This is a genomic window from Sinosporangium album (genome assembly GCF_900100605.1).
Taxonomy (GTDB): Bacteria; Actinomycetota; Actinomycetes; order Streptosporangiales; family Streptosporangiaceae; genus Sinosporangium; species Sinosporangium album.
Genome location: NZ_FNCN01000015.1, coordinates 1 through 20,492, shown reverse-complemented (window position 1 = coordinate 20,492; position 20,492 = coordinate 1). Strand labels below are relative to the sequence as shown.

Annotated in this window: 13 protein-coding genes and 1 pseudogene; 10 read left to right on the top strand and 4 right to left on the bottom strand. The window is 69.0% G+C overall.

From position 1 onward, the window contains the following. Positions 1–49: 49 nt before the first annotated feature. The gene (locus BLQ73_RS17160) at positions 50–868 is read right to left on the bottom strand and encodes a PIG-L deacetylase family protein (RefSeq protein WP_245691145.1); all 819 of its coding nucleotides are present in this window, start codon (positions 866–868) and stop codon (positions 50–52) included. A gap of 145 nt (positions 869–1,013) precedes the next feature. Here BLQ73_RS17160 and BLQ73_RS17155 point away from each other — a divergent pair, with 145 nt between their 5' ends. Beyond that, positions 1,014–2,204, top strand: a complete 1,191-nt coding sequence (locus BLQ73_RS17155) for a glycosyltransferase family 4 protein (protein ID WP_093171476.1) — start codon at positions 1,014–1,016, stop codon at positions 2,202–2,204. Here the strand turns inward: BLQ73_RS17155 and BLQ73_RS17150 are convergent. From BLQ73_RS17150 to BLQ73_RS17140, 3 genes are all read right to left on the bottom strand, one after another. After that, the gene (locus BLQ73_RS17150; RefSeq protein WP_245691144.1) at positions 2,196–3,776 is read right to left on the bottom strand and encodes a DUF2079 domain-containing protein; all 1,581 of its coding nucleotides are present in this window, start codon (positions 3,774–3,776) and stop codon (positions 2,196–2,198) included. The genes BLQ73_RS17155 and BLQ73_RS17150 overlap by 9 nt on opposite strands. Before the next feature lie 150 nt (positions 3,777–3,926). Further along, complete coding sequence (locus BLQ73_RS17145) at positions 3,927–4,400, bottom strand: hypothetical protein (RefSeq protein WP_093171475.1); 474 nt, start codon at positions 4,398–4,400, stop codon at positions 3,927–3,929. Positions 4,401–4,613: 213 nt separating this feature from the next. After that, positions 4,614–4,907 carry a hypothetical protein gene (locus tag BLQ73_RS17140; protein WP_245691143.1) on the bottom strand — a complete coding sequence of 98 codons (294 nt, stop codon included), beginning with the start codon at positions 4,905–4,907 and terminating at the stop codon, positions 4,614–4,616. Between the two features lie 281 nt (positions 4,908–5,188). On the opposite strand from BLQ73_RS17140, the gene BLQ73_RS17135 reads away from it, so the two are divergent. From BLQ73_RS17135 to BLQ73_RS17090, 9 genes and pseudogenes are all read left to right on the top strand, one after another. Then, positions 5,189–6,649 (top strand): NsdA family TPR-like regulatory protein, encoded by a 1,461-nt coding sequence (locus BLQ73_RS17135; protein WP_093171473.1) that lies wholly within the window; start codon positions 5,189–5,191, stop codon positions 6,647–6,649. A 107-nt stretch (positions 6,650–6,756) separates the two neighbouring features. Next, on the top strand, positions 6,757–7,545 hold the full coding sequence (locus BLQ73_RS17130; protein ID WP_245691142.1) for a phosphotransferase enzyme family protein: 789 nt from the start codon (positions 6,757–6,759) through the stop codon (positions 7,543–7,545). Between the two features lie 212 nt (positions 7,546–7,757). After that, the gene (locus tag BLQ73_RS17125) at positions 7,758–8,384 is read left to right on the top strand and encodes a DUF998 domain-containing protein (protein ID WP_093171471.1); all 627 of its coding nucleotides are present in this window, start codon (positions 7,758–7,760) and stop codon (positions 8,382–8,384) included. A gap of 1,751 nt (positions 8,385–10,135) precedes the next feature. Next, entirely contained in the window at positions 10,136–11,992 is a 1,857-nt protein-coding gene (locus BLQ73_RS17115; RefSeq protein WP_245691141.1) for an ABC transporter ATP-binding protein, read from the top strand. A gap of 276 nt (positions 11,993–12,268) precedes the next feature. Beyond that, positions 12,269–14,887, top strand: coding sequence for a DUF7824 domain-containing protein (locus tag BLQ73_RS17110; protein ID WP_093171468.1), 2,619 nt, complete (start codon positions 12,269–12,271; stop codon positions 14,885–14,887). A gap of 480 nt (positions 14,888–15,367) precedes the next feature. Continuing rightward, complete coding sequence (locus BLQ73_RS17105) at positions 15,368–16,897, top strand: ABC transporter substrate-binding protein (RefSeq protein WP_093171467.1); 1,530 nt, start codon at positions 15,368–15,370, stop codon at positions 16,895–16,897. Positions 16,898–17,047: 150 nt separating this feature from the next. Then, entirely contained in the window at positions 17,048–18,376 is a 1,329-nt protein-coding gene (locus tag BLQ73_RS17100) for an amidohydrolase family protein (RefSeq protein WP_176955509.1), read from the top strand. A 124-nt stretch (positions 18,377–18,500) separates the two neighbouring features. Further along, a complete protein-coding gene (locus BLQ73_RS17095) occupies positions 18,501–19,829 on the top strand; it encodes an amidohydrolase family protein (RefSeq protein WP_176955508.1) in 1,329 nt (442 codons plus the stop codon). Positions 19,830–20,145: 316 nt separating this feature from the next. Then, positions 20,146–20,492 (top strand): annotated as a pseudogene (locus tag BLQ73_RS17090) (hypothetical protein); the annotation flags it as partial.

The window sequence follows — 20,492 nt, the reverse complement described above, 5'->3', positions numbered from 1 at the left end:
CCCTCCTTGGTCTTCGTGGCGTGCGGCATCAGGGGGCTCGGCGCCCGGCTCATGAGCGGGGCCAGTGGTCGAACGGGTGCGTGAGGCGCGCGCCGGCGGGAAGATCGCGCCGGACATACCACTCGGTGCCGAAGAGCAGGCGGTAGAGCGGACCCGGCACCTTGAGCATCACGGCCAGCGTGCGCGGCCCCTCGCCGCCGGCCGCCTGGGTGGCGTGCGCCTCCATGCTCGCCCGCTTCTGCCGGGCGAACCTCCGCACGTTGACCCGATGAGTGATCGCGTCGCCGGGGGTGTAGGCCCGTTCGAAGGCGCGGACGTCGAACTCCGCGGGGAACCTGTAGAAACGGCCGGCCAGGCGCAGCCCCTTGAGCAGCGGATCCCGGTTGACCGTCGCCTCCAGCACGACGGGTGTGCCCGCGATCTCCGCCGCCCGGCCGCCGACGCGGTGCACCTGGACGTGATCGGGATGCCCGTAGCCGCCCGCCGGATCGTAGATCGTGAGCAGATCGGCCTCCTCCTCGATCAGGACCTTCGCCAGCCGCCCCGCGGCCTCCTCCGAGTCGGCGTCGATGAAGGCGTTGTCCGGACGGTCGCCTGCCACCCCGCCGTCGGAGCTCAGCCCCGAATCACCGTAGCCGAGCAGCACCACCCGCGCGCAGCCGAGCGCCGCCGCGGACTTGTACAGCTCGGCGGTGCGTGTCCTGGCCAGCTCCTCCCCGGGTTCGACGTCGGCGAGCCCCCGCTCTCCCGCCGTGGCCACCACCAGCACCACACGGTGGCCCTCCGCGGCCAGCATCGCCATGGTGCCCGCGGTGAGCAGGGCTTCGTCGTCGGGGTGGGCGTGGAAGAACACAGCGGTACGAGGCACATCTCTAATCTAATTGCGAAGCCGCGCCTGATTGATCGCGCGCCTGCGGTCGCGTGTCCGAAGGGCGGCCGGAGAGTGTCCGGACGCATCCCCGGCGCTCGGGGTGGATTTGAGGGGAGAGGTTTGTGTCTGGGAGGCTGGCGGAGTGAGGATCCTCCACGTCAGTGACTGCTATTTGCCCCGGCTCGGCGGCATCGAAGTGCAGGTCGCGGACCTGGTGCGGATGCAGCGGGCGGCGGGGCACACGGTCGAGGTCGCCACGGCGACCGGGGGAGAGCGGCTCGCGGGGGTCCAGCGGATCGTGTCGCGCATGCCGTTCGACCTGCCCGTGCATCCTTTCGGGGGCGGGCACCTGACGAGGCTGATGGCCGCGCTGCGGCCCGACGTGGTGCACGTGCACGCCGGGGCGGTGTCGCCGTTCGCCTGGATGGGGCTGAGGGCGGCGGTGCGCGGGGGGTTTCCGACGGTCGTGACGGTCCACAGCATGTGGGATCCGGTCACCCGGGGGCTTTACCGGGCGCTGCGGTGGGGGTTCGAGTGGCAGCGCTGGGGCCTGGTGGCGACCACGGTCAGCGAGGCCGCCGCGCGTCCGATCCGGGCCGTGGCGGGCCGGCGGGTGCCGGTGCGGGTGGTGTCCAACGGGCTGGACGTCAGCGGGTGGCGTCCGGGTGATGCCGGCCCGGTCGGCGCGGGCGCGGTGGGTGAAGTCGCGGTCGGTGAAGTCGCGGTGGGTGAAGTCGCGGTGGGTGAGGACGACGCGTTTCGTGACGCCGGTGGTGTCCATGTGGTGGCGGTGGGACGGCTGGCGCCGCGCAAGCATCCGGTGCGCCTGCTGAAGGTGCTGGAGTCGGTGCGCCACCGCCTGCCCTCCACGGTGCCGCTCCGCGCGACGATCGCGGGCGACGGCCCCGCGCGCGGGGCCATGGAGCGCTTCCTGCGCCTGCACGGCATGGCGGGATGGGTACGGCTTCCCGGCCGGTTGACCCGCGACGAGATCAAAGAGGTGCTGGCCGGTGCCGACGTCTTCGTCTCTCCCGCGCCCAGGGAGTCGTTCGGGATAGCGGCCCTGGAGGCCCGTGCCGCGGGGGTGCCGGTGGTGGCGCGCGCGGAGAGCGGGGTGGCCGACTTCGTGCACACCGGTAAGGAGGGGCTGCTCGGCCGCAGCGCCGAGGACCTGGTCGCGGCGGTCGTACGGCTGGCGCGCGACCGGGAGCTGCGAGAGCGGATCGCGGCCCACAACCGCGCCACCGAGCCGGTGGAGTGCTCGTGGCCCGTGGTGCTCAAGGGCTTCGACGAGGTCTACGAGGAGGCCGTCCGCCTCAGGCCCTCAACCTGACGGCGCCGGGGGCGCGGAGGGTGCCGGGGGCGTAGGGAACGTCGAGGGTGTGGAGGGCGTCGGGGGCGTCGGTCCTGCGGTCGCGGCCGAGGGGCGGTGGAGCACTACGAAGCCGTCGCGTTCGAACACCGGGCGATATCCCGAGCGCACGAGATCGTTCACCCGGTCCCTCTGCTCGTCGAGCGATCCGAAGGGGTATTCCCAGCGCGCCACGTCGGCTACGACCCAGGGCGAGCCGTACGGCCTGTTGCCCCACATGAGGACCGTGGCGCGTCTCGTGAGCGCGGGGCCGAGCGAGTTGACGGTCTCCACGACGACCCCGGAGGGCACCTTGCTCACGACCTCGGCGGCGGCGAGAGCCCGGATGTCCTTCCGGTAGAACTCCGGGCGGACGAGCTGCCCGAAGGCGAACTGCGGCAGCAGCGTGATCGCGACGGCGAGCGCGGCGGCGGCCCACGCGAGCCCGACGCGCCGGTCGTCCGGACGCCCGACCAGCCTGAGCAGCCTGGCCAGCCCGTCCACGCCCGCGCAGATGAGGACGACGATGACGAAGGCGTTGTACTGGTAGTCCTGCGCCCACCACAGCGACCGGTCGGCGAGCATGCGCTCCAGGACCAGCGGGACGGCCATGAGCACCATGGGGGACAGCAGGCAGAGCAGTAGGGTCGGCCACACGAGCAGGAACATCGTGTCGACCTTGGTCTCGGTGTCGAACAGCACGCCGAGCGTGCCGAGGGGGTCGCTCACCATCGCCCAGACCGTGGACTTCACGTCCGGACCGAAGTGCGCGTAAGCCCAGAAGTCCTGGATGTCGCCGCCGAGCAGCGGCATCAGCCACCCGCGCAGCATGACGGCCCATCCCGCGCCGAGCGCCGCGCACCCGAGCCCGATCCACCGGTGGCCGAGCAGGAACAGGCAGGCCCCGGCCCCGATGACCATCAGCCCCATGTCCTCCTTGACGAACAGGAGGCCCGCCATCGCCAGGGCCGCGGGCAGCCGCTTGCCCGCGTGGAAGCGCTCGATCATGATCGCCGACAGGATGGGGACGAACATGACCTCGTGCGCGTCGAAGTTGACGGCCTGCGCCACGGGCCACGACAGGGCGTAGGCGGCGGAGACCAGGTAGGCGGGCGCCGTACCGAGCACCCTGCGCGTATACATCCACAGGAACGGGATCGCCCCCGCGAACAGCAGGGCCTGCCCGACGATCAGCGAGGCGGGCCCGTCGTGGATCCAGTAGAGCGGGGCGAGTAGGGCGTAGATCGGCGAGAAGTGGTCGGCGACCTGGAGGTATTCCATGCCCCGCCCGTGCACCATGCCGACGGTGGGGATGTACGGCGGAGCGAACTTCGCATAAGCCCGCACCGCCTGGTCGACGATCACCAGGTCGAACGTCGTGGCCCTGAAGGTGGACAGCCTCACCAGGCCGAGCAGCGCGTAGACGGCGGCCGCCGCCAGGGTCAGCGCGCCCACCCCGCGGGCATGGACCCCGAGGCGCGCAAGCCGCGCCCGGCGGTGGGTCTCCTCCGAGGTTGACTGGACTGTGGTCCCAGCCGTGGTCTCAACTGTCACGGCGACAGGGTAGAGGAGCGACCTGTCCGTGAGCGCTGGAACGGCGAACGGCACGGCCGCCGCTCTCGCCCGCTCTGCCGCGGGCGGCGGTGGCCGTGCCGACGCGTGGGTGTCCCGGTGGGGCCTGCCATCCCACTGGGACAGGTCAGGTTACGCGGGGGTGCACGCCTTGGCGAGGGCGGTCGACGTGTCCTGGACCTTCTTCGCGGCCTCGGTGACGGCGGCGATGGCCTTCGTCGGGTCGCTCTCGTCGAACTTCAGCGAGGCGTAGAGCGCGCTCATGTCGTTGAGGGCGGTGGCGAGATCGCCGCTCGCCTGCCCCGCGAGGTCCTTGAACCTTGCCGCCGCCTCGTCATAAGCCTTGCGGCCCGCCGCGGGGTCGGCCATGAGCTCGGTCATCTTGCCCGTCATGTCCAAGCCGATCTGGGTGGCGTCGGCGCAGATCTTGGCGTTGTCGCCGCCCGCGGGCTGCTCGGCCGGCTTGCTGTCGGCCGGGGCGCTGCTGCTCTCGGCGGGCTTGGCCGCGGTGTCCGTCTCCCCGCCGCCGCAAGCGGCGGTGAGGAAGACGAACGCGGTTGCCGCGGCGAGGGCGGAGGCGCTGCGACGGTAGGAGACGCGGAACATCAAATGCCTTTCCTTGCTGATGGCAACGTCCGGGACCCTAGGGAGCCCCTCTTGCGGTGCGCTTTCATCCCGCCAACAGCCCTACCAAGGCTGAATCACCGGTTTGTCAGGGCTGCGGCCTGAATTCCACGAGGGGGGAGCCGGACGTGGGCCACTTACGCGTGGCCTCTGCAAGTGTGGCAGCAATCTCGGGATTCTGGGGAAATATGCAGGTCAGCGCCTGATGACGTAGAGGACGCTGGCGATGCGCTCGGCAGCGGTGGTGACGTCCTCGGCCTGGCCGATACGGCCGGCCCAGGAGAGCCAGAACCACCATTCGCCGTCGTCCTCGCAGGCGAGGACGTCCTCGGTCACCGACGGGGCGGCGGGATTGATCACACGGAGCTGGGGGACCAGCCCGGTGCGCGATGTGAGCTCGACCTTGAAGGAATGGGCCTCCAGTTGCAGGGCGAGGCGCTGAAGGTGATCCACGGCCTCCGCGGTCATCGCGTGACTCCGTGCCGTCATAATGATCACTCCTGGAGCGGAACGGTGAAGACGGTTGCTGTCAACAGCAGATTGCGGTCTTCCGGGTGGGACGGGCAAACACCGCTCCATCTCCGGTTCCGCGCAGCCTCTGGGAATCGCGGGGTGTTTCCGTGGAATCCCCACGGATCTGGGGAACGGTTTGCACTGGGATGTTCATGAGGTGGTGCGCCGTTATTAACCTGTGGGAAAAGATCTGACGGGACAGCGGGACGCTGCGATGATCCACACTGAGGGGGCGGGGAGAACGCGGAGGGGCGTGCATGGCCCGAGGAGAGCATTCGCCCGCGTGCGCGCGGCGATGGCGTGAACAGGCCGGACATCGGCAGTGGTCGCTATGGCAGACGGCCCAGGCCATCCACGGGTGCTGCGGCGCCAGCCTGCTGAAGGCCCACAGGCTTGCGCGAGGATGGTCGGCGCGCAAAGCCGTACAAGAACTTGAGGAGCTGTGCGAGCGGAATGCGCTGGGGTCTCCCCGGGCGAGTATCGACCTGCTCAACGCATGGGAGAACAACCGCGCGCGGCCGAGGCCGCAGACCATCGATCTGCTGTCCCGGCTCTACCGGGCCAATGCCGTACGGCTCGGGCTCGCCGCCGACTACTGCGACGATGTGGGCGGCACGAAGGTCGTGGTGGTGGCGCGGCAGGACGGCTTCGGCGAGCAGCCGTACCCGATCGCTCAGTGGGAGCGCGACGAGGACACCGAACGGCGGGCGCTGTTCCACCAGGCGCTGCTGGGCGGCGGCACGCCGCTGAACGGGCGCCTGCTGGTCGAGGTGGACAACACCCGGCAGGCGGTGGACAGGACCCTGGCCGAGTCGTCGGTCAGCGAGGAGCAGCTCGACCGGCTGGACGAGCAAGTGCTCAGCTATCGCCGGCAATACATCAAAAGCGCCCCGCTTCCGATGCTCTACCGGTTGATGCTGGAGATCTCCGAGGTGCGCCGGATGGCGGTGACGCGGCAGCCGGCTGTCGCTCAGCGCAGGCTGCTCAACGCCGTCACCATGCTCGCGCTGATGTCCGCCGACGCGCTGATGAAGCTCGGCGACACCCATCTCGCGCACGCGTGGTACGGCACCGCCCGCACGGCCTCCGACGACCTCGGCGACCTGCGCCTGCGGGCCCTGGTCAGGGCCCAGCACGCGATGCTGCCCTACCACTACGGTGATCTCGCCGAGACGCTGCGCCTCGCCCGGGAGGCCCGCATGCTGGCCGGGAGCGCCCCCAGTTCGCCCGCCGCGCTCGGGGCCGCGGCCGAGGCGCGGGCGCTGGCCAAACTGGGGGACCATGGGGCCGCCAGGATCGCGCTGTCAGAGGCTGAGCAGATCTTCGCGAGGATGCCCCGCAGCGGCCTGGAGCAGCTGGCCTTCGTCTTCTCCGAGCGGCGGCTGGAGTTCTACCGCACCGGCACGCTGATCGAACTGGGCGAGTTGACGCGCATCCCCGACCCTGAGGCCCTGGGGCCGTACACCATCGATCCGGTCCTGATCCAGCTCGACCAGGCCACGCACATCTTCCGGGAGGGGCACACCGACGAGGCGTGCAGGCTCGCGCTGCAGGCGATGCTCCAGGTTCCGCCCGAACACCGCACGTCCATCGTGGTGACGCGGGCGCGGGCTCTGCTGGGGGCCCTGCCGGTCGAGCGCCGCCGTACGGCTGCCGCCAAGCGTCTGGCCGAGGTGCTCGCCGATGTCGCCGCCCAACCCGCCTCAATTCGCCCATGAGTGGCCACTCCCTGGTGGAGCGGGCGTGGGCCATTCTTCGCGAAGTCTGTGACGATGTCGGGATTCATTCGGATGGTGCGGAACTGCTGCGAGTGCGGAGCAACGCGGTGTTCAAGCTGCGTGACCAGATCGTGGTGCGCATCGCCACCGCACCCGACGCGCTGACCAGGCTTCCCGCCGTACTGGCCGTGGCGCGATGGCTCGCCGAGCAGGGCTTTCCCGCGGTGCGTCCCGCCGACGAGATCTCCGAGCAGCCGGTGGTCCGCGACGGGAGGGTGGTGACGTTCTGGCATTACGTGCCGGCGAGCGGGCGGCCCACCACCACGGAGCTCGGCAGGATTCTCCGCAGCCTTCACACCCTGCCGGTTCCGCCTGTCGCACTCAAACGTTTCCGCGACCCCCTGGCGGAGGTGCGGGCCGCGGTGATCCGATCGGAGGTGCTGAGCGGTCGGCAGCAGTCCTGGCTCGCCCACCGCATCGACGAGCTGACCGACTCGTGGTCGGGCCTGACCGGGGAGGGGGCTCCGGTGCTGCTGCACGGCGACGCCTGGATCGACAACCTGCTCCGGTGCTCGGACGGCCATGTGGTGCTCTGCGACTGGGACGGGGTCGCGGTCGGGCCGCGTGAATGGGACCTGATCCACACTTATCACGGTCAGCGTAGGTTCGGGCTGACCACCGCAGACGTCGACGCGTTCGCCTCGGCCTACGGCAGCGACCTGCGAGCCTGGCCGGGTTACGCCACGCTGATGGAGGTCCGTGACATGTATGCCGTGGGCATCCACATCCGCAACGCCGCGAGTGATCCGTTCTCCTATCGGGAGCTGTCCCGCCGCCTGGACTCCTTGATCCGGGGCGATGGCCACGCCCGCTGGTACATGGCCGAACCCGCCTGACCTCCCCCCCTGCCCGCACTACCCCCGATGGGCGACCCTGAGGGGGCCCGCCCCTCCGTTCCCTGTCGTCTGCGCAGGTCAGAGTGGTGGAACCGGGGAGCTTCCCTAGGGGGTCGGCCTGCGGCCTCCCTCTTCTTCTCCGGGATGGATCAGGGCTGCTTAAGGCTGATCTCCGATGGTTTGGCGGGCTATAGATCGCCATTTTTGATGTCATGGCACCAGGTTCGGGAAGGACGCTCATCACCGCCGGATTCACGGCGATTATCACGGGTAGCGTGGCGATGCTCACCCTCCACGCCGGCGCCGATCTCAGCCCGCTGCACACCTTGATCAGCGAGTACGCCTTCATCGCCGAAGGCTGGCTCCTCGAAGCGTCGCTGACGCTACTCGGCGTCGGGGCCGTGCTGTTCGGGTGGGTCGCGTTCCGCAGGGGAGCCGACGTCGGCGCCGCTCTGCTGGTCGCGCTGTGGGGGCTGTGCATCCTACTCGTCGGCGCCTTCCCCACGGACGCTCCCGGCCTGCCGCTGTCGCTGTCCGGAGGAATTCACAGGTACGCCGCCCTGGTCGCCTTCATCGCCATGCCGCTCGCAGGACTGCTGATCGCCGGCCGCTATCGCGACTCGCGGTGGGCGAGGCGGGTGCGGCACCTGAGCGTGGCGGCCTCCGGCGCCCTGGTGCTCGTGGTGATGCCGTACATCATCCGCATGTTCGGCATCGAGATCAGCAACGAGGACATCCCCGCCGGCCTCGCCCAGCGGCTCGTCGTCATCACCGAGGTGGGTGTGCTCGCCATGCTGGGCTTCTGGCTGAAGTCGCCCGGAAAATCGGGCAAGCGATAGTGTCGCCGTTCATGAACCTCGACCGCGTGCCGTTGTTCACCCGTTTGGCGGGGGCCGAACGGATTCTCATCGCCGGAGCGGGGGGAGGGCACGACGTCTACGCCGGGCTTCCGGTGGCGCTGACCCTGATCGCGCGCGGGGCGACGGTGTTCTTCGCCAACCTGACCTGGACCTCATCGGCACCACCGAAACGGCCTGGCAGGTGCACGCGGTCATCGAAGGGTTCAGAAAGACGGTCACATTGAGGCCGCGGCGTATAATGCCCGTCTGAACCGGATAAGTTAAACCTCAACTTCCTGATCCGGTGTGAACGTTGAACGGCTGAAGACGTCCTTCGGGTTGAAGTTTGCCTTGATATTGCCGGGCAAACCGTTATCAGAGGTAAGTTGAGGCCGACTTGAATGATGTCCGGGTCGGCTGCTGATATATCTGGAGCGTCAGCGAGAACGAAAGAGCGTTTCTCGTCGCCTGCGTGTCCTCGGAACGGGCCGCGGGGCTGGATGGGATGGCTCGGTCGTGAGGAGGTTCGCATGATTATGTCGCTGCCCGGCATTTTCGATAGACGCAAGCCCAAGAAGAAAAAGAAGAAGTGCAAGAAGTACTGTTGTAAGTACTAGGGATACTTCCTGGTGCCATGCATATGAGAGCCGGCGGGGCCTCCCCGCCGGCTCTCATATGTCTTCCCCGTGCGCCGGTCGCGCCCCGACTGTCTCCGGGCGGCCGGCGGAGCATTCTTCTCGATGTCGTGTTCGGATTCCCAGGGCCGAATGATGTTCTGCCGCCCGGCTGCGCTGTACGGCGAAAGCCGCCGCCCATGCCTCGTCCGCACCCGTGTCTTCTGATCCCCACGCCGGTGTTACCGGCGTGGGGCTTGTGAGCTTTTGGGGTTTCCCTGGGCAACGGGGTGTTTGTGCTGGGTGGTACTGATGTCTACTCCCCTTGCGGTGCAGGTGGTGTGCTAGCCGCTCGTTGGGCCGTAGGGCGTGTGTGCAGGCGTTTCCGGTGTGCGGGGTCATGTGCCGGAGGGCGGAGTGCCCTCCTCTCGAAGTGTTCGTATGGATTTCAACTTCGAGGACGCTTTCGGGCTCGCCGGGGTAAGCGAACGGCGTTCTGTCGATGTCCGTCGCGCCTACGTAAAGGCCGCAACAGATCGCGGCTAAACAAATAAATTCGGGATAAAGGTTTCAGATTGCCATTCCTTTACCGATTAAGCCATCTCTAGGTGACGTTGAAGTCGACTTGGGGGACGGTGTCGCAATTGGTGGTATATCTGGACTAAGTCCAAGAAACCGACCCAAATTAAGGGGGGTCTCCAATGATCGGATCCGCGATCAAGTGGCATGGCTGGTGGGACGACGACGACTGGGGCTTCGGATGGGGCTGGGGCGGCTGCGGCTGTCACCGGCGCCGTCACCACGGCGGTTGCCACCGCTGGTGGTGATAATTCCACCGTCGCCCGGAGTGGGAGCCGCGGTCTAGGCCGCCGGTCCATGTCCGACACGACTCGGAACTAATAAAGAGCGGTCCTCGCCGTGAGTCCCGGTATGACTGGCGGCGAGGACGTTCTGAACCGGCCCGCCGGTGGCTTGGCAACAGGCCGCCGGCGGGCCGGATAAAGGTGTGCCAGCGGTGTTCCGCCGGGTGCCCGGCCTGTCACGCGCTCGAATTTCCCGATAATTTTCTCCGGTCGTGGGCGCGATATTCCGGCGGCTGCCGTGCGGTGGAACCTGATGAATTCGGAGTTTCCAGTCATGCGTGTACCGAACGTGGCGCCAATAATCTCCATCAGAAACGTCTTCCGCGAGTTCTGGCCGCACATGCAGGGCAACCGGCGGTATCTCGCCATAGGGATAGCCGTTGCCGTCTTCGCTGCCGCCTGCGAGGTGGTGGCCATCTGGCTGTTCGGCCGCATCACCGACCAGGTGCTGGCCAAACAGGATCTCGGCGCCTTCTGGGCTCCGGCCTCCCTGTGGCTGGGGTTGGCCGTCGTGGCGGGGATCGCGGCCTATATCGGCGGGTGGCTGACCGCGCTCGCCGGTGAACGGTTCCTGCTGAGGTTGCGCGACTACGTTTACGGCCACATGCAGGGGCTGTCACCCGACTACTTCGAGAACCGCAGGCTCGGCGACCTCATGGCGCGGCTCACCGACGACATCGAGGCGATCGAGGAGCTGGTCGCCTCCGGTCTGGTACGGCTCGTGACCACCGTGATCAGCGTTTTCTTCTTCGCCGCCGCGGCGTTCTACATCAGGTGGGACCTGGCGCTGGTCACGCTGGCGCTCGTCCCCTCCTTCCTGATCGCGTCCAAAGTATTCGCCTCGCGCTTCAGAAAGGCCGCCGGCCGGGAACGGCTCAGCAACGGCACCATGAACAGCGTGGTGGAGGAGAGCCTGTCCAACCAGGCGCTCGTTCAGTCGTACAACCGGCAGGCGGCCGAGGCCGTGAGGCTCCACAGGGTGGGACGCACCTGGATGAGGGCGAAGCTGTCCGAGGCCCGGCTCGCCGTGGCCTACGGCCCGGTCGTCCAGGTGCTGGAGACGCTGTGCCTGCTCACGATCATCGGGGTGGGCGCGTGGGAGATCACCCAGGGGCGCCTCACCATCGGCGGCCTGATCGCGTTCGCCGCCTACCTCGGCTACCTGTACCCGACGATCCAGCAGCTCGGCCAGATCGCCCTCACCGTCTCCGAGGCGGGCGCCGGAGCGGACCGCGTCATCGAGGTCCTCTCCGAGAAACCCACCGTCGCCGACAGGGCCGGCGCGACCGCGCTCGGCAGGAGCCGCGGCACGGTCGAGTTCGCCGGTGTCGGTTTCACCTATCCCGCCCGGTCCACGCCCACCTTCAGCGACCTGTCGTTCCGGGTCGGCCCCGGAGAGGTGCTCGCCTGCTCCGGGCCCAGCGGGTCGGGCAAGTCGACCATGGCCAAGCTCCTGCTGCGGTTCTACGACCCCGACGCGGGCTCGATCATGATCGACGGGGTCGACCTGCGCGACATGACCGCCGCCTCTCTGCGGGAGAACATCACCACTCTGCACCAGGAAAGCCTGCTGTTCTCCGGGACCGTGCGGGAGAACATCGCCTACGGCCGCTCCGACGCGACCCTCGACCAGGTCGTGCAGGCCGCGATCGTCGCCGACGCCCACGAGTTCATCCAGGCGCTCCCGCAGGGATACGACACCCCGATGGGCCAGCGGGGCCGCCTCGTCTCCGGCGGCCAGCGCCAGCGCGTCGCCATCGCCCGCGCCCTACTCCGCGATTCGCCCATCCTGATCCTGGACGAGCCCATGACCGGGCTCGACCCCACGAGCGCCGCCCGCATCATGGAGCCGCTCCGGCGGCTGATGCACGGCCGTACGACCATCCTCATCACCCACGACCTCGCCCTCGTGCCCGTCGGCGCCCGCACCCTCACCTTCGGGGCGCCCGCCGCCGAGGAACCCGCCCTCAACGGCCACGGCCGCCCGCTGCCGCAGGAGCTGATGCCGCAGGAGGCGATGGCGGAGGCCGTCCACGAGCGCGGTAGCCGCCGATGCGGCTGCGCCGACCACTCCCACGGCCGCTCCAGCCGGCACGAAGCCGAGGAGGAGGCCACCACACCCCTGTTCTGACCGCGCATCCGGTACGGCATGAGCCCACCGGCGGCGGGTGCCGACCTCGGCATCCGCCGTTCGGCGTCCGTCGCGGGGGACCGCCTCGGGCGCGGCCGTACGTTCAGGGCGGCTCACCGGCCGACTCTCAAGGCACGGCTCCCCAGGGCGCCGCAGATTGTCGGTGGCGATCGCTACGGTCCTCGTGACTGCCGAGGGCATCCCGCCGGGCAGCCGACCCCTTTCCCCATTTCCGCTCCCGTTCGCCGCGGGTGCGTTGTCGTTGGAGGTGTGCGCGTGGACGCGTGGCAGGAGGTTCGCGAGAACATCGAGGGACGGAACCGCGCGGCCCTGGTCCGGCTGCTGGTGTCGCTCGATGACGCGCAGCGCCGGGAGGTGGGGGAGGAGCTGCCGCTCTACCTCAGGCAGCGCCTGGCACCGGGCTGGGAGGCGCGTTGGGAGGTCGCTCAGCGGGCGTCAGGCTTCCGCATCGCGGGGGCGGCCTGCCTGGGCGGCCCCGCCAAGGTCGTGGCCTGGCTCAGCAGGCGCGACATCGCGGAGGAGCCGGTCTTCCGGGGCGGACTCGCCAGGGAGGAGATCGCACAGGTCCTCGAAGACCGTCCGGAAGCGTGGCGCCGCGACTTCACCATCCGCCTGGTGTCGAGCCTGCGCCTGCCGTCGCGCCGCGGCTGGGACCGGGTCGCCAACTGGGAGCTGGCCGCCGCCATGGTGCGGGCCACGGGCGTCGAGCCGCCGGAGAACGACGCGTTCGTCGCCGGATGGGTGCAGCGCCTCGACCAGACCGCGGTGGAGGATCTGGCTCTGCGTGATCCGCTGCTCGATCACATGGCGGCCAGGTTGTTCGAGGCCGAGGGGGTGGCGCCGAGCCTCGAACAGGCGACTCCCGTTCTGGCCGCCCTGTCCGAAAGCGGGCGCGTCGAACGGCAGGCGCTGCTCGACGGCTGCGTCAACAGGATGCTCAACGGCGGTGACCGGGCCGACGTCGAGCCCTATGCCCGGCTCTGGGAGCGGCTCGACCCGGCAACCCACGAGATCCCCGCCCGCGACCTCCTCAGGCTTCTGCCTGCGGCCCCCGTCTCGGTCGCCGAGCTCGCGGCGGCCTCGCTGCGCCGCCTCGACGGCGAAAGGTCGCTCGACGACGACTCCTTCGCGGAGGCGGTGTCGGCTCTCGCCTTCCGGCCGGAGCGCAAGCTCGTGACCGCCGCGCTCCGATGGGTTGCGGAGGCGGCGCGCCTGGCGCCGCGCCGGGTCGACGCCGGGCTCGCCGCCGTGGCCGTGGCGTTCGGGCACGAGGCGCTGACCCTCCAGGAGCGTGCGGTGAAACTCGCGATCAAGCTCGCCAAGCAGGCCGGTGAGCCCGGCCGCGCCGCGATCACCGAGGCCGCGGGCGGCCTGCCGGGGGAGATGCGGACGCGTCTGGCCGAGGTCTTCGGCGAGCTGGCCCCCGAGACGGCGCCCCTGGCGCCGGCGGAGCCGGTCGCGGTCGCTGCGGCCGACCCCCTTCCGCCGGTCGCCTCGCCGGCCGAGCTGGCGCAGGAGTTCGCCTCGTTCTCCTGGCCTTACGGCGGCGCGGTCGTGGAGCGGCTGCTCGCCGGGACGGTGGAGTGGACACATCGCGACCGCGATGCCGTCCGTGACGCGCTGCGCCCGTGGTGCGACTCGACCTGGGCCCACATGTCGGCGGCGGCCGACCTGCCGGACTATACGCTGCTCGACTACGAGCACGAGCTCCGCTCTCTGCTGCACAGGCTCGCGCTTGCCGTCGTCAGGCCCGACGCCGCGGCCGAGCTCACCGCGGCCATCCCCGCCCGCCGCGGGCACTGGTCGCGCCAGTCGGTCATCGATGCCTTCGCCAACGACCGCGTCCGCGAGGTCATCACCATGATCGAGAGCGGCCGGACCGTTCCCCGCCTCCTGGCCACCCCCACCTCGGGCACCGGTTACGTCGATCCCGTGACCCTGGTCGCACGTCTGGCGTCCCTGGAGGCGGCCGGCGCGGAGGTGCTGGAGCGCGACTTCCACCAGGCGCTGCTGCGCTTGCCGCTCTCGATCGACCCGGCCGCCGTCGAACGGGCCGGCGCGCTCACCTCCCCGCGGGGCCGCGAACTGGCCGGGTGGCTCGCTGCGGGCGGAGTGCCCGCCCCTGAAGTGAGCTGCGTCTTCGAGGACAACCCCAAACCGTGGCTGCGGGGCATCCGCTCCACCGTGACCGCCCCCGAAGCCGACCTGCCGGAGCCGGTCAAGAAGCTGCTGACACTCCGTCCGTCCGGGGCGGTCGGGAGGAGCACCCGGTTCATCGCGTCGTGGCCCGCCGTCCTGCCCTCCCACCGCGAGGTCGTCGCCGCTCACGCCGCCGAGATCCTGGCATCCTCGACGGACTACAGCGACCCCCACTCCGGCGTGCTGCTCCCCCTGGCCCAGGCGGACGGTCCCGTCGGCCTGGCGACGGCCACCGCCCTCGCCGCCGGCATGGGCAACGCCCACCTCGGCGACCGCACGGTCGCCTCTGAGGCCCTCATCACGCTGGCCGCCCGCGGCCAGGCCCCCGTCTATGAGATCGCCTCGGTCGTCGTCGAGCTGGTCGAGGCCGACTTCCTGGTGCTCGGCCGCGTCGCGTCGGCTCTCGACGCCGCCGTCCAGGGCGGAGCCTGCCACGCCGTGTGGCACATCGCCTCCGGGGTGCTCGCCGGTCTGCTCCCGCAGCCGGGGGCCAAGCCCCGCGCCGGCCTTGCCGATCTCCTGGCCATCGCCGTCCAGGCCGCCGCGCTCGTCGGCCCGCACGCCCTGTCCGCTCCCGCCGGTCTAGCCTCGGCCGCGGCCCGGGGAGGCTCCAGCCGTTTCGCTCAGGAGGCCCGCCGCCTTCACCACCTGCTGACCAGCGCCGCCGCCTGTTGACCAGCCCTGCCATCTGCTGGCCGGCCCCACCGCCTGAGGCGTGAGCGTCTACCGGGGGCCGAGTGAACGCGCCTCGGTCCCCGGTGGTGTGCCGCCGGATGGAGGGCGCTTGTCCGGGCTTTGCCGGACATGTTCCTGATGTTTGGGTTTTGGGGCTTGTCGTGCCTATCGCTGGAACGAGAGTTTGGGACGACCCAGCGTCGGACCCCTCCGTACGCGCGGGGGAAGTGGGGCGTACGCGGGGGCGGTGATCGGTGGGCGGGGCGAGGCCGGAAGTATTGACAATTGGCATAGCCAATCGTAGGTTGCGGATGTCGCAATCGATTGTGATCGAACCATACCCCCCATCAGGTATTTCCCGTGGTTTGCGATGGGGTTTAGCTGGGGTGCGGTGGTTGATCGACGCCACGAAGCTGCAGGAGCCGGGGACTGGAGCTGCGTGTGTCGCGGCGCTACGGCAATCATGATGAAGGATCAGACATGACGCGAAGAATTCTCCGGGGCATTGTGGGGGTTTCCCTGGCAGCCACCCTCACCGCGGCCTGCGGAGCCGGAGATTCCGAGAAACCGGCCCCCGCTCAGCAGGAGCAGGCCGGTGGGCCGCAGGGCACGCTGAAGTTCGGCACCAACCAGAAGCTCGACGACTGGGAGCCGCTGACCAAGGCCAACGAGGCATACCTGTCGCTGGTCTACGAGGGCCTGATCGAGCTGGCCCCGGACGGGATCACTCTCAAGCCCCGGCTCGCCACGGAGTGGACCCAGGACAACACCAAGGTGGAGTTCACGCTCCGCGAGGGCGTGGTCTTCCACGACGGCACGCCGTTCGACGCCGACGCGGTGGTCGCCAACCTGGAGCGCGTCCGCAACACGCCCAACCAGTGGCAGTCGATGATGAACAGCGTCGAGAAGATCACCGCTGTCGACAAGACCCATGTCAGGGTGGACCTCAAGCGGGCGGCGCCGAACTTCCTGCCGAACATCGCGCGGCGCGGCGCGTTGATGGTGTCGCCGAAGGCGCTCAAGGACGGCTCGTTCAAGACCACTCCCGCCGGGACGGGTCCGTGGACGCTGCAGGCGAAGGAGTCGACGACCGGGTTCAAGACCGTGGTCTCCTTCTTCGACAAGTACTACGCGCCTGACGAGGTCGGGCCCCGGCGCATCGAGATGACGTTCATCAACGAGCCGGACTCGCTGTACAACTCGCTGCGCAGCGGCCAGGTGGACATCGCCTGGACCAACGCGACGATCGCCAAGCGCGCGGAGACCGAGGGCTTCAAGTCCAGCAGCTTCCCATCGGTGATGTGGAGCCTGCTGATGATGGACACCAAGGGAACGTTCCAAGATCCCAAGCTCCGCCAGGCGATGTGCTACGCGCTCAACCCCAAGGACTTCATCGACACCCAGCTCGGCGGTATCAGCACGATCCACACGCAGCGCCTCCGCGAAGGCCAGGAGGGTTACGACCCGAACCTCAAGGGCTACCCCCACGACGTGGCCAAGGCCAAGGAGCTCATGAAGGAGCTGGGCAACCCCGAGGTGTCCTTCACCTTCCCGGCCTACGACTCCCAGCGGCAGGTCGCCGACCTGTTCCGCAGCCAGATGGCCGCGATCGGGATCGACGCCAAGATCGAGATCATGCAGTTCGCGCAGTACTTCAGCGTCTACCGCAGCGGTAAGTACCCGATCGCGCTGCTGTCGGGCTCGTCCGACACCGGAGCCTACGACTACTACCTGTTCCGCTTCCAGAAGGACGGGCCCGGCAACCCCTACAAGACGAGCGACGCCGAGCTTGACAAGGCGGTCGAGCGCGCCCTGGCGGCCACTGAGCCGAAGGAGCAGGAGGCCGAGTGGAAGAACATGATGAAGAGCATCAACGATGAGGCGCTGGACTGCGGCTTCTTCGAGTACACCGGCTTTTGGGCCTACGACGCCAAGAAGGTCGACAACATCGTCAACACCGTCGGCAACGTCGCGACCTTCCGCTACAAGGAAGCCCGCGTGCTGAACTGACCGTACGGCACGAGCCTCGCCGGCCGCCGCCCGGAGGATTCTCCGGAGGCGGCCCCCGGGCTGTTGTACGGCCGGGCCCGGGGCGGGCGCGCCGCCCCGCCGTCGGCCCGCGACCACACACCACTGAGATCACCAACGATGGAGCGACACTTGTCCGACGGCCGCATTCTTCTCAAGAACGGGACAGTCATCACCCTGGATCCCGAGCTCGGCGATCTGCCGGGTGGGGACGTCCTCATCAGCGAGGGGCGCATCGAGCAGGTGGCGCCGGAGATCGACGCGCCGGACGCGGAGGTCGTACCGGCGGACGGGATGCTGGTCATCCCCGGTCTGATCGACACGCACCTGCACATGTGGCAGCAGCCGCTGCGCGGTCTTGGCGCCGGTCAGTGGGGGGTCGACGACTACGTCGCCAAGGTGTTCCCCGTCCGGGAGCGCTACGGCCCGCAGGACATGTACGAGTCCACCTACATGTGTGCGACGGAGGCGCTGGCCAACGGCACCACGACGGTGCTGGACTTCTGCCACAACGTGCTGACGGAGGAGCACGCGGAGGGGTCGCTGCGGGCGCACCGGGAGACCGGCCAGCGGGTGCTGTTCGCGTACGGCATGCTCGGATATGAGGACCGTCTTGAAGCCGAGCGCGCAAGCCGCCTGGCTCAGGTGAGCCGCATCAAGGAGGATCTCGGGTCGGACCCGACGAGCCTGGTGCGCCTCGGGATGGGGCTGACCACGCTCACCTTCGCCTCGATGGAAGACCTGCTGGTGGAGGTCGAGCACGCCCGGGGGCTCGGGCTGCCGATGACGATCCACCAGAACGTCCCGGGGGAGATCGTACGGCTCCAGAAGGCGGGCGTTCTGGGCCCGGACCTGCTTCCGGTCCACTCGAACAACGCGACCGACGGCGAGCTCCAGCTGCTGGCCTCGTGCGGCTGCGCGATCTCCTTCACCACGGAGGGCGAGTTCGGCGGCGGCCGTCCGATGAGCGCGCTGCACCGGGCCGACCGGGCCGGCGTGCTTCCCACGCTGGGCGTGGACGTGCCGTCCCGCGTGGCGGTCGACATGTTCGGCCAGCTTCGGATCACGTACAACATCATGCGTTCCGCGGAGGCTGCGATCGAGCGCCAGGAGGGACGGTGGCCCCTGAAGCGCTACGAGGGGTCGCCGTTCACCACGGCGCGCCGGGTGCTCGAGTACGCGACCGTCAACGGCGCGAAGGCGATCGGCCTGGGCGACCACCTCGGCACGCTCACCCCCGGAAAGCAGGCCGACATCGTGCTGCTGCGTACCGGCCCCTTTGGCGTGTCGGTCGGCGACCCGGCGGCGCACGTGGTGCTGCAGAGCAACGCCGGCGACGTCGACTCGGTGCTCGTGGCCGGCCGCTTCCGCAAGCGCGGCGGCGAGCTGGTCGGGGTCGACACCGAGAAGTTGCCGTTCATGATGCGCGACCTGCAGCGGCGCGTGCTGAACGGGTCTTGAGGACTCGACGGGCGGCCGGCGACTCCGCCGGTCTCCCGTTGTCTAGAGCGGCACATGGCCAGAACCTGTGGCCGCGACATACGGCCTGAACAACGGGCCGGTTCGAACAAGGATGGAGCAAGAGTTGTCTGAGGGACGCATTCTTCTCAAGAACGGGACAGTCGTTACGCTGGACCCCGAGCTTGGGGATATTTCGGGTGGGGACGTCCTCATCAACGACGGGCGCATCGAGCAGGTCGGGCAGGAGATCAACGCCCCGGACGCCGAGGTCGTTCCGGCCGACGGCATGGTGATCATGCCTGGTTTGATCGACACGCACCTGCACATGTGGCAGCACCCGATGAGGGGGCTCGGCCAGGACGTGTGGGGCTTCGACGATTACAGCTCCCGGGTGTTTCCGCTCCGCGAGCGGTTCGGCCCGCAGGAGATGTACGAGGCCACCTATACCTGCGCGTTGGACGCGCTGAACAACGGCACCACGACGGCGCTCGACTTCTGCCACAACGTCCTGACGGAGGAGCACGCGGAGGGGTCGCTGCGGGCGCACCGCGAGACCGGCCAGCGGGTGCTGTTCGCGTACGGCATGCTCGGCCGTGAGGACCGCCTCGTGGAGGAGCGCCAGAGCAGGCTCGCGCATGTCGCCCGCCTCCACAACGAGCTGGGGTCCGACAAGACCAACCTCGTGCGGCTGGGCCTGGCCCTGACCACCCTGACCTTCGCGCCGATCGAGGACGTGCGGGTGGAGGCCGACTTCGGCCGCAGCCTCGGCCTGCCGCTGACGATCCACCAGAACATCCACGCCGAGGTCTTCCGCCTCCACGAGGCCGGGCTGCTCGGCAGCGATCTGCTTCCGGTCCACTCCAACAACATCACCGACGCCGAGCTCAGGCTGCTGGCGTCATGCGGGTGCGCGATCTCCTTCACCACGGAGAGCGAGCACAGCGGCGGTCTGCAGATGAGCCCGGTCGGCAGGGCCGACCGGGCCGGCGTGCTGCCGACGCTCGGTGTCGACGCGCCGTCGTTCACCGACCCGGACATGTTCGCCCAGCTCCGGGCCACCTACAACATCATGCGGGCCACCGAGGCCCAGTTCGAGCGCCAGGAGGGCCGCTGGCCGCTGCGGCGCTATGAGGGCTCGCCGTACGTCACGTCGCGGCGGGTGCTGGAGTACGCCACCGTCAACGGCGCCAAGGCCATCGGCCTCGGCGACGAGCTCGGCACGCTCACCCCGGGCAAGCAAGCCGACATCGTGATGCTCGGCACCGGTCTGACCGGTCTGATCGCGGGAGACCCCACGAACTACATCGTGCACTACGCCACGTCCCGCGACGTCGACTCGGTGCTGGTCGCCGGGCGCTTCCGCAAGCGCGGCGGCCGGCTCGTCGACGTGGACCTCGACAAGCTGGCGGCCACTGCGGCGGGCCTGCGCAGCAAGATCATCGGCGACGCCTGATCGCTCGGCCCACGGTGCCCCGGGGGGTGACCCTGCGGTGAGAAATCTCCCCCCGCCCCAGGTGGGGGGAGATCTTTTTAGTGTGAAAAATGGGAGGCAAGGTGAGAAAGGAGCTATTGACAATTGGCATAGCCAATCATACGTTGCGGGCATCGCGATCAGCCGTGATCGCGCCACAGCCTCTACCGGGCGCTTCCTGTGGTTCGTCATGGGTTTTCGCCGGGGTGAGGTAATTGATCGACACCACGCAGACTGCGGAGCCGGGGCTGGAGCTGCGTGTGTCGCCGGCTACGGCAACCATGATGAAGGATCAGACATGACGCGAAGAGTCTTCCGGGGCGTTGTAGGGATCTCCCTGGCCGCCGCATTAGTCGCGGCCTGCGGGGGCAACGGTTCCGAGAAGCCCGCCACTTCCCCTGCTGAGCAGCAGGCGGCCGGTGGGCCGCAGGGCACGCTGCGATTCGGCACCAACCAGAAGCTCGACGACTGGGAACCCCTGACCAAGGGGAACGAGACGTATACATCGCTGATCTATGAAGGGCTGATCGAGCTCGCCCCCGACGGAGTCGGGCTGAAGCCCCGGCTCGCGACGGAGTGGACCCAGGACAACACCAAGGTGGAGTTCACGCTCCGTGAGGGTGTGGTCTTCCACGACGGTACGCC

Coding starts and splice junctions, on each gene's coding strand:
- BLQ73_RS17145 (WP_093171475.1), bottom strand. CDS start 4,400: ATGTTCCGCGTCTCCTACCGTCGCAGCGCCTCCGCCCTCGCCGCGGCA.
- BLQ73_RS17140 (WP_245691143.1), bottom strand. CDS start 4,907: ATGACGGCACGGAGTCACGCGATGACCGCGGAGGCCGTGGATCACCTT.
- BLQ73_RS17135 (WP_093171473.1), top strand. CDS start 5,189: ATGGCCCGAGGAGAGCATTCGCCCGCGTGCGCGCGGCGATGGCGTGAA.
- BLQ73_RS17125 (WP_093171471.1), top strand. CDS start 7,758: ATGGCACCAGGTTCGGGAAGGACGCTCATCACCGCCGGATTCACGGCG.
- BLQ73_RS17115 (WP_245691141.1), top strand. CDS start 10,136: ATGCGTGTACCGAACGTGGCGCCAATAATCTCCATCAGAAACGTCTTC.
- BLQ73_RS17105 (WP_093171467.1), top strand. CDS start 15,368: ATGACGCGAAGAATTCTCCGGGGCATTGTGGGGGTTTCCCTGGCAGCC.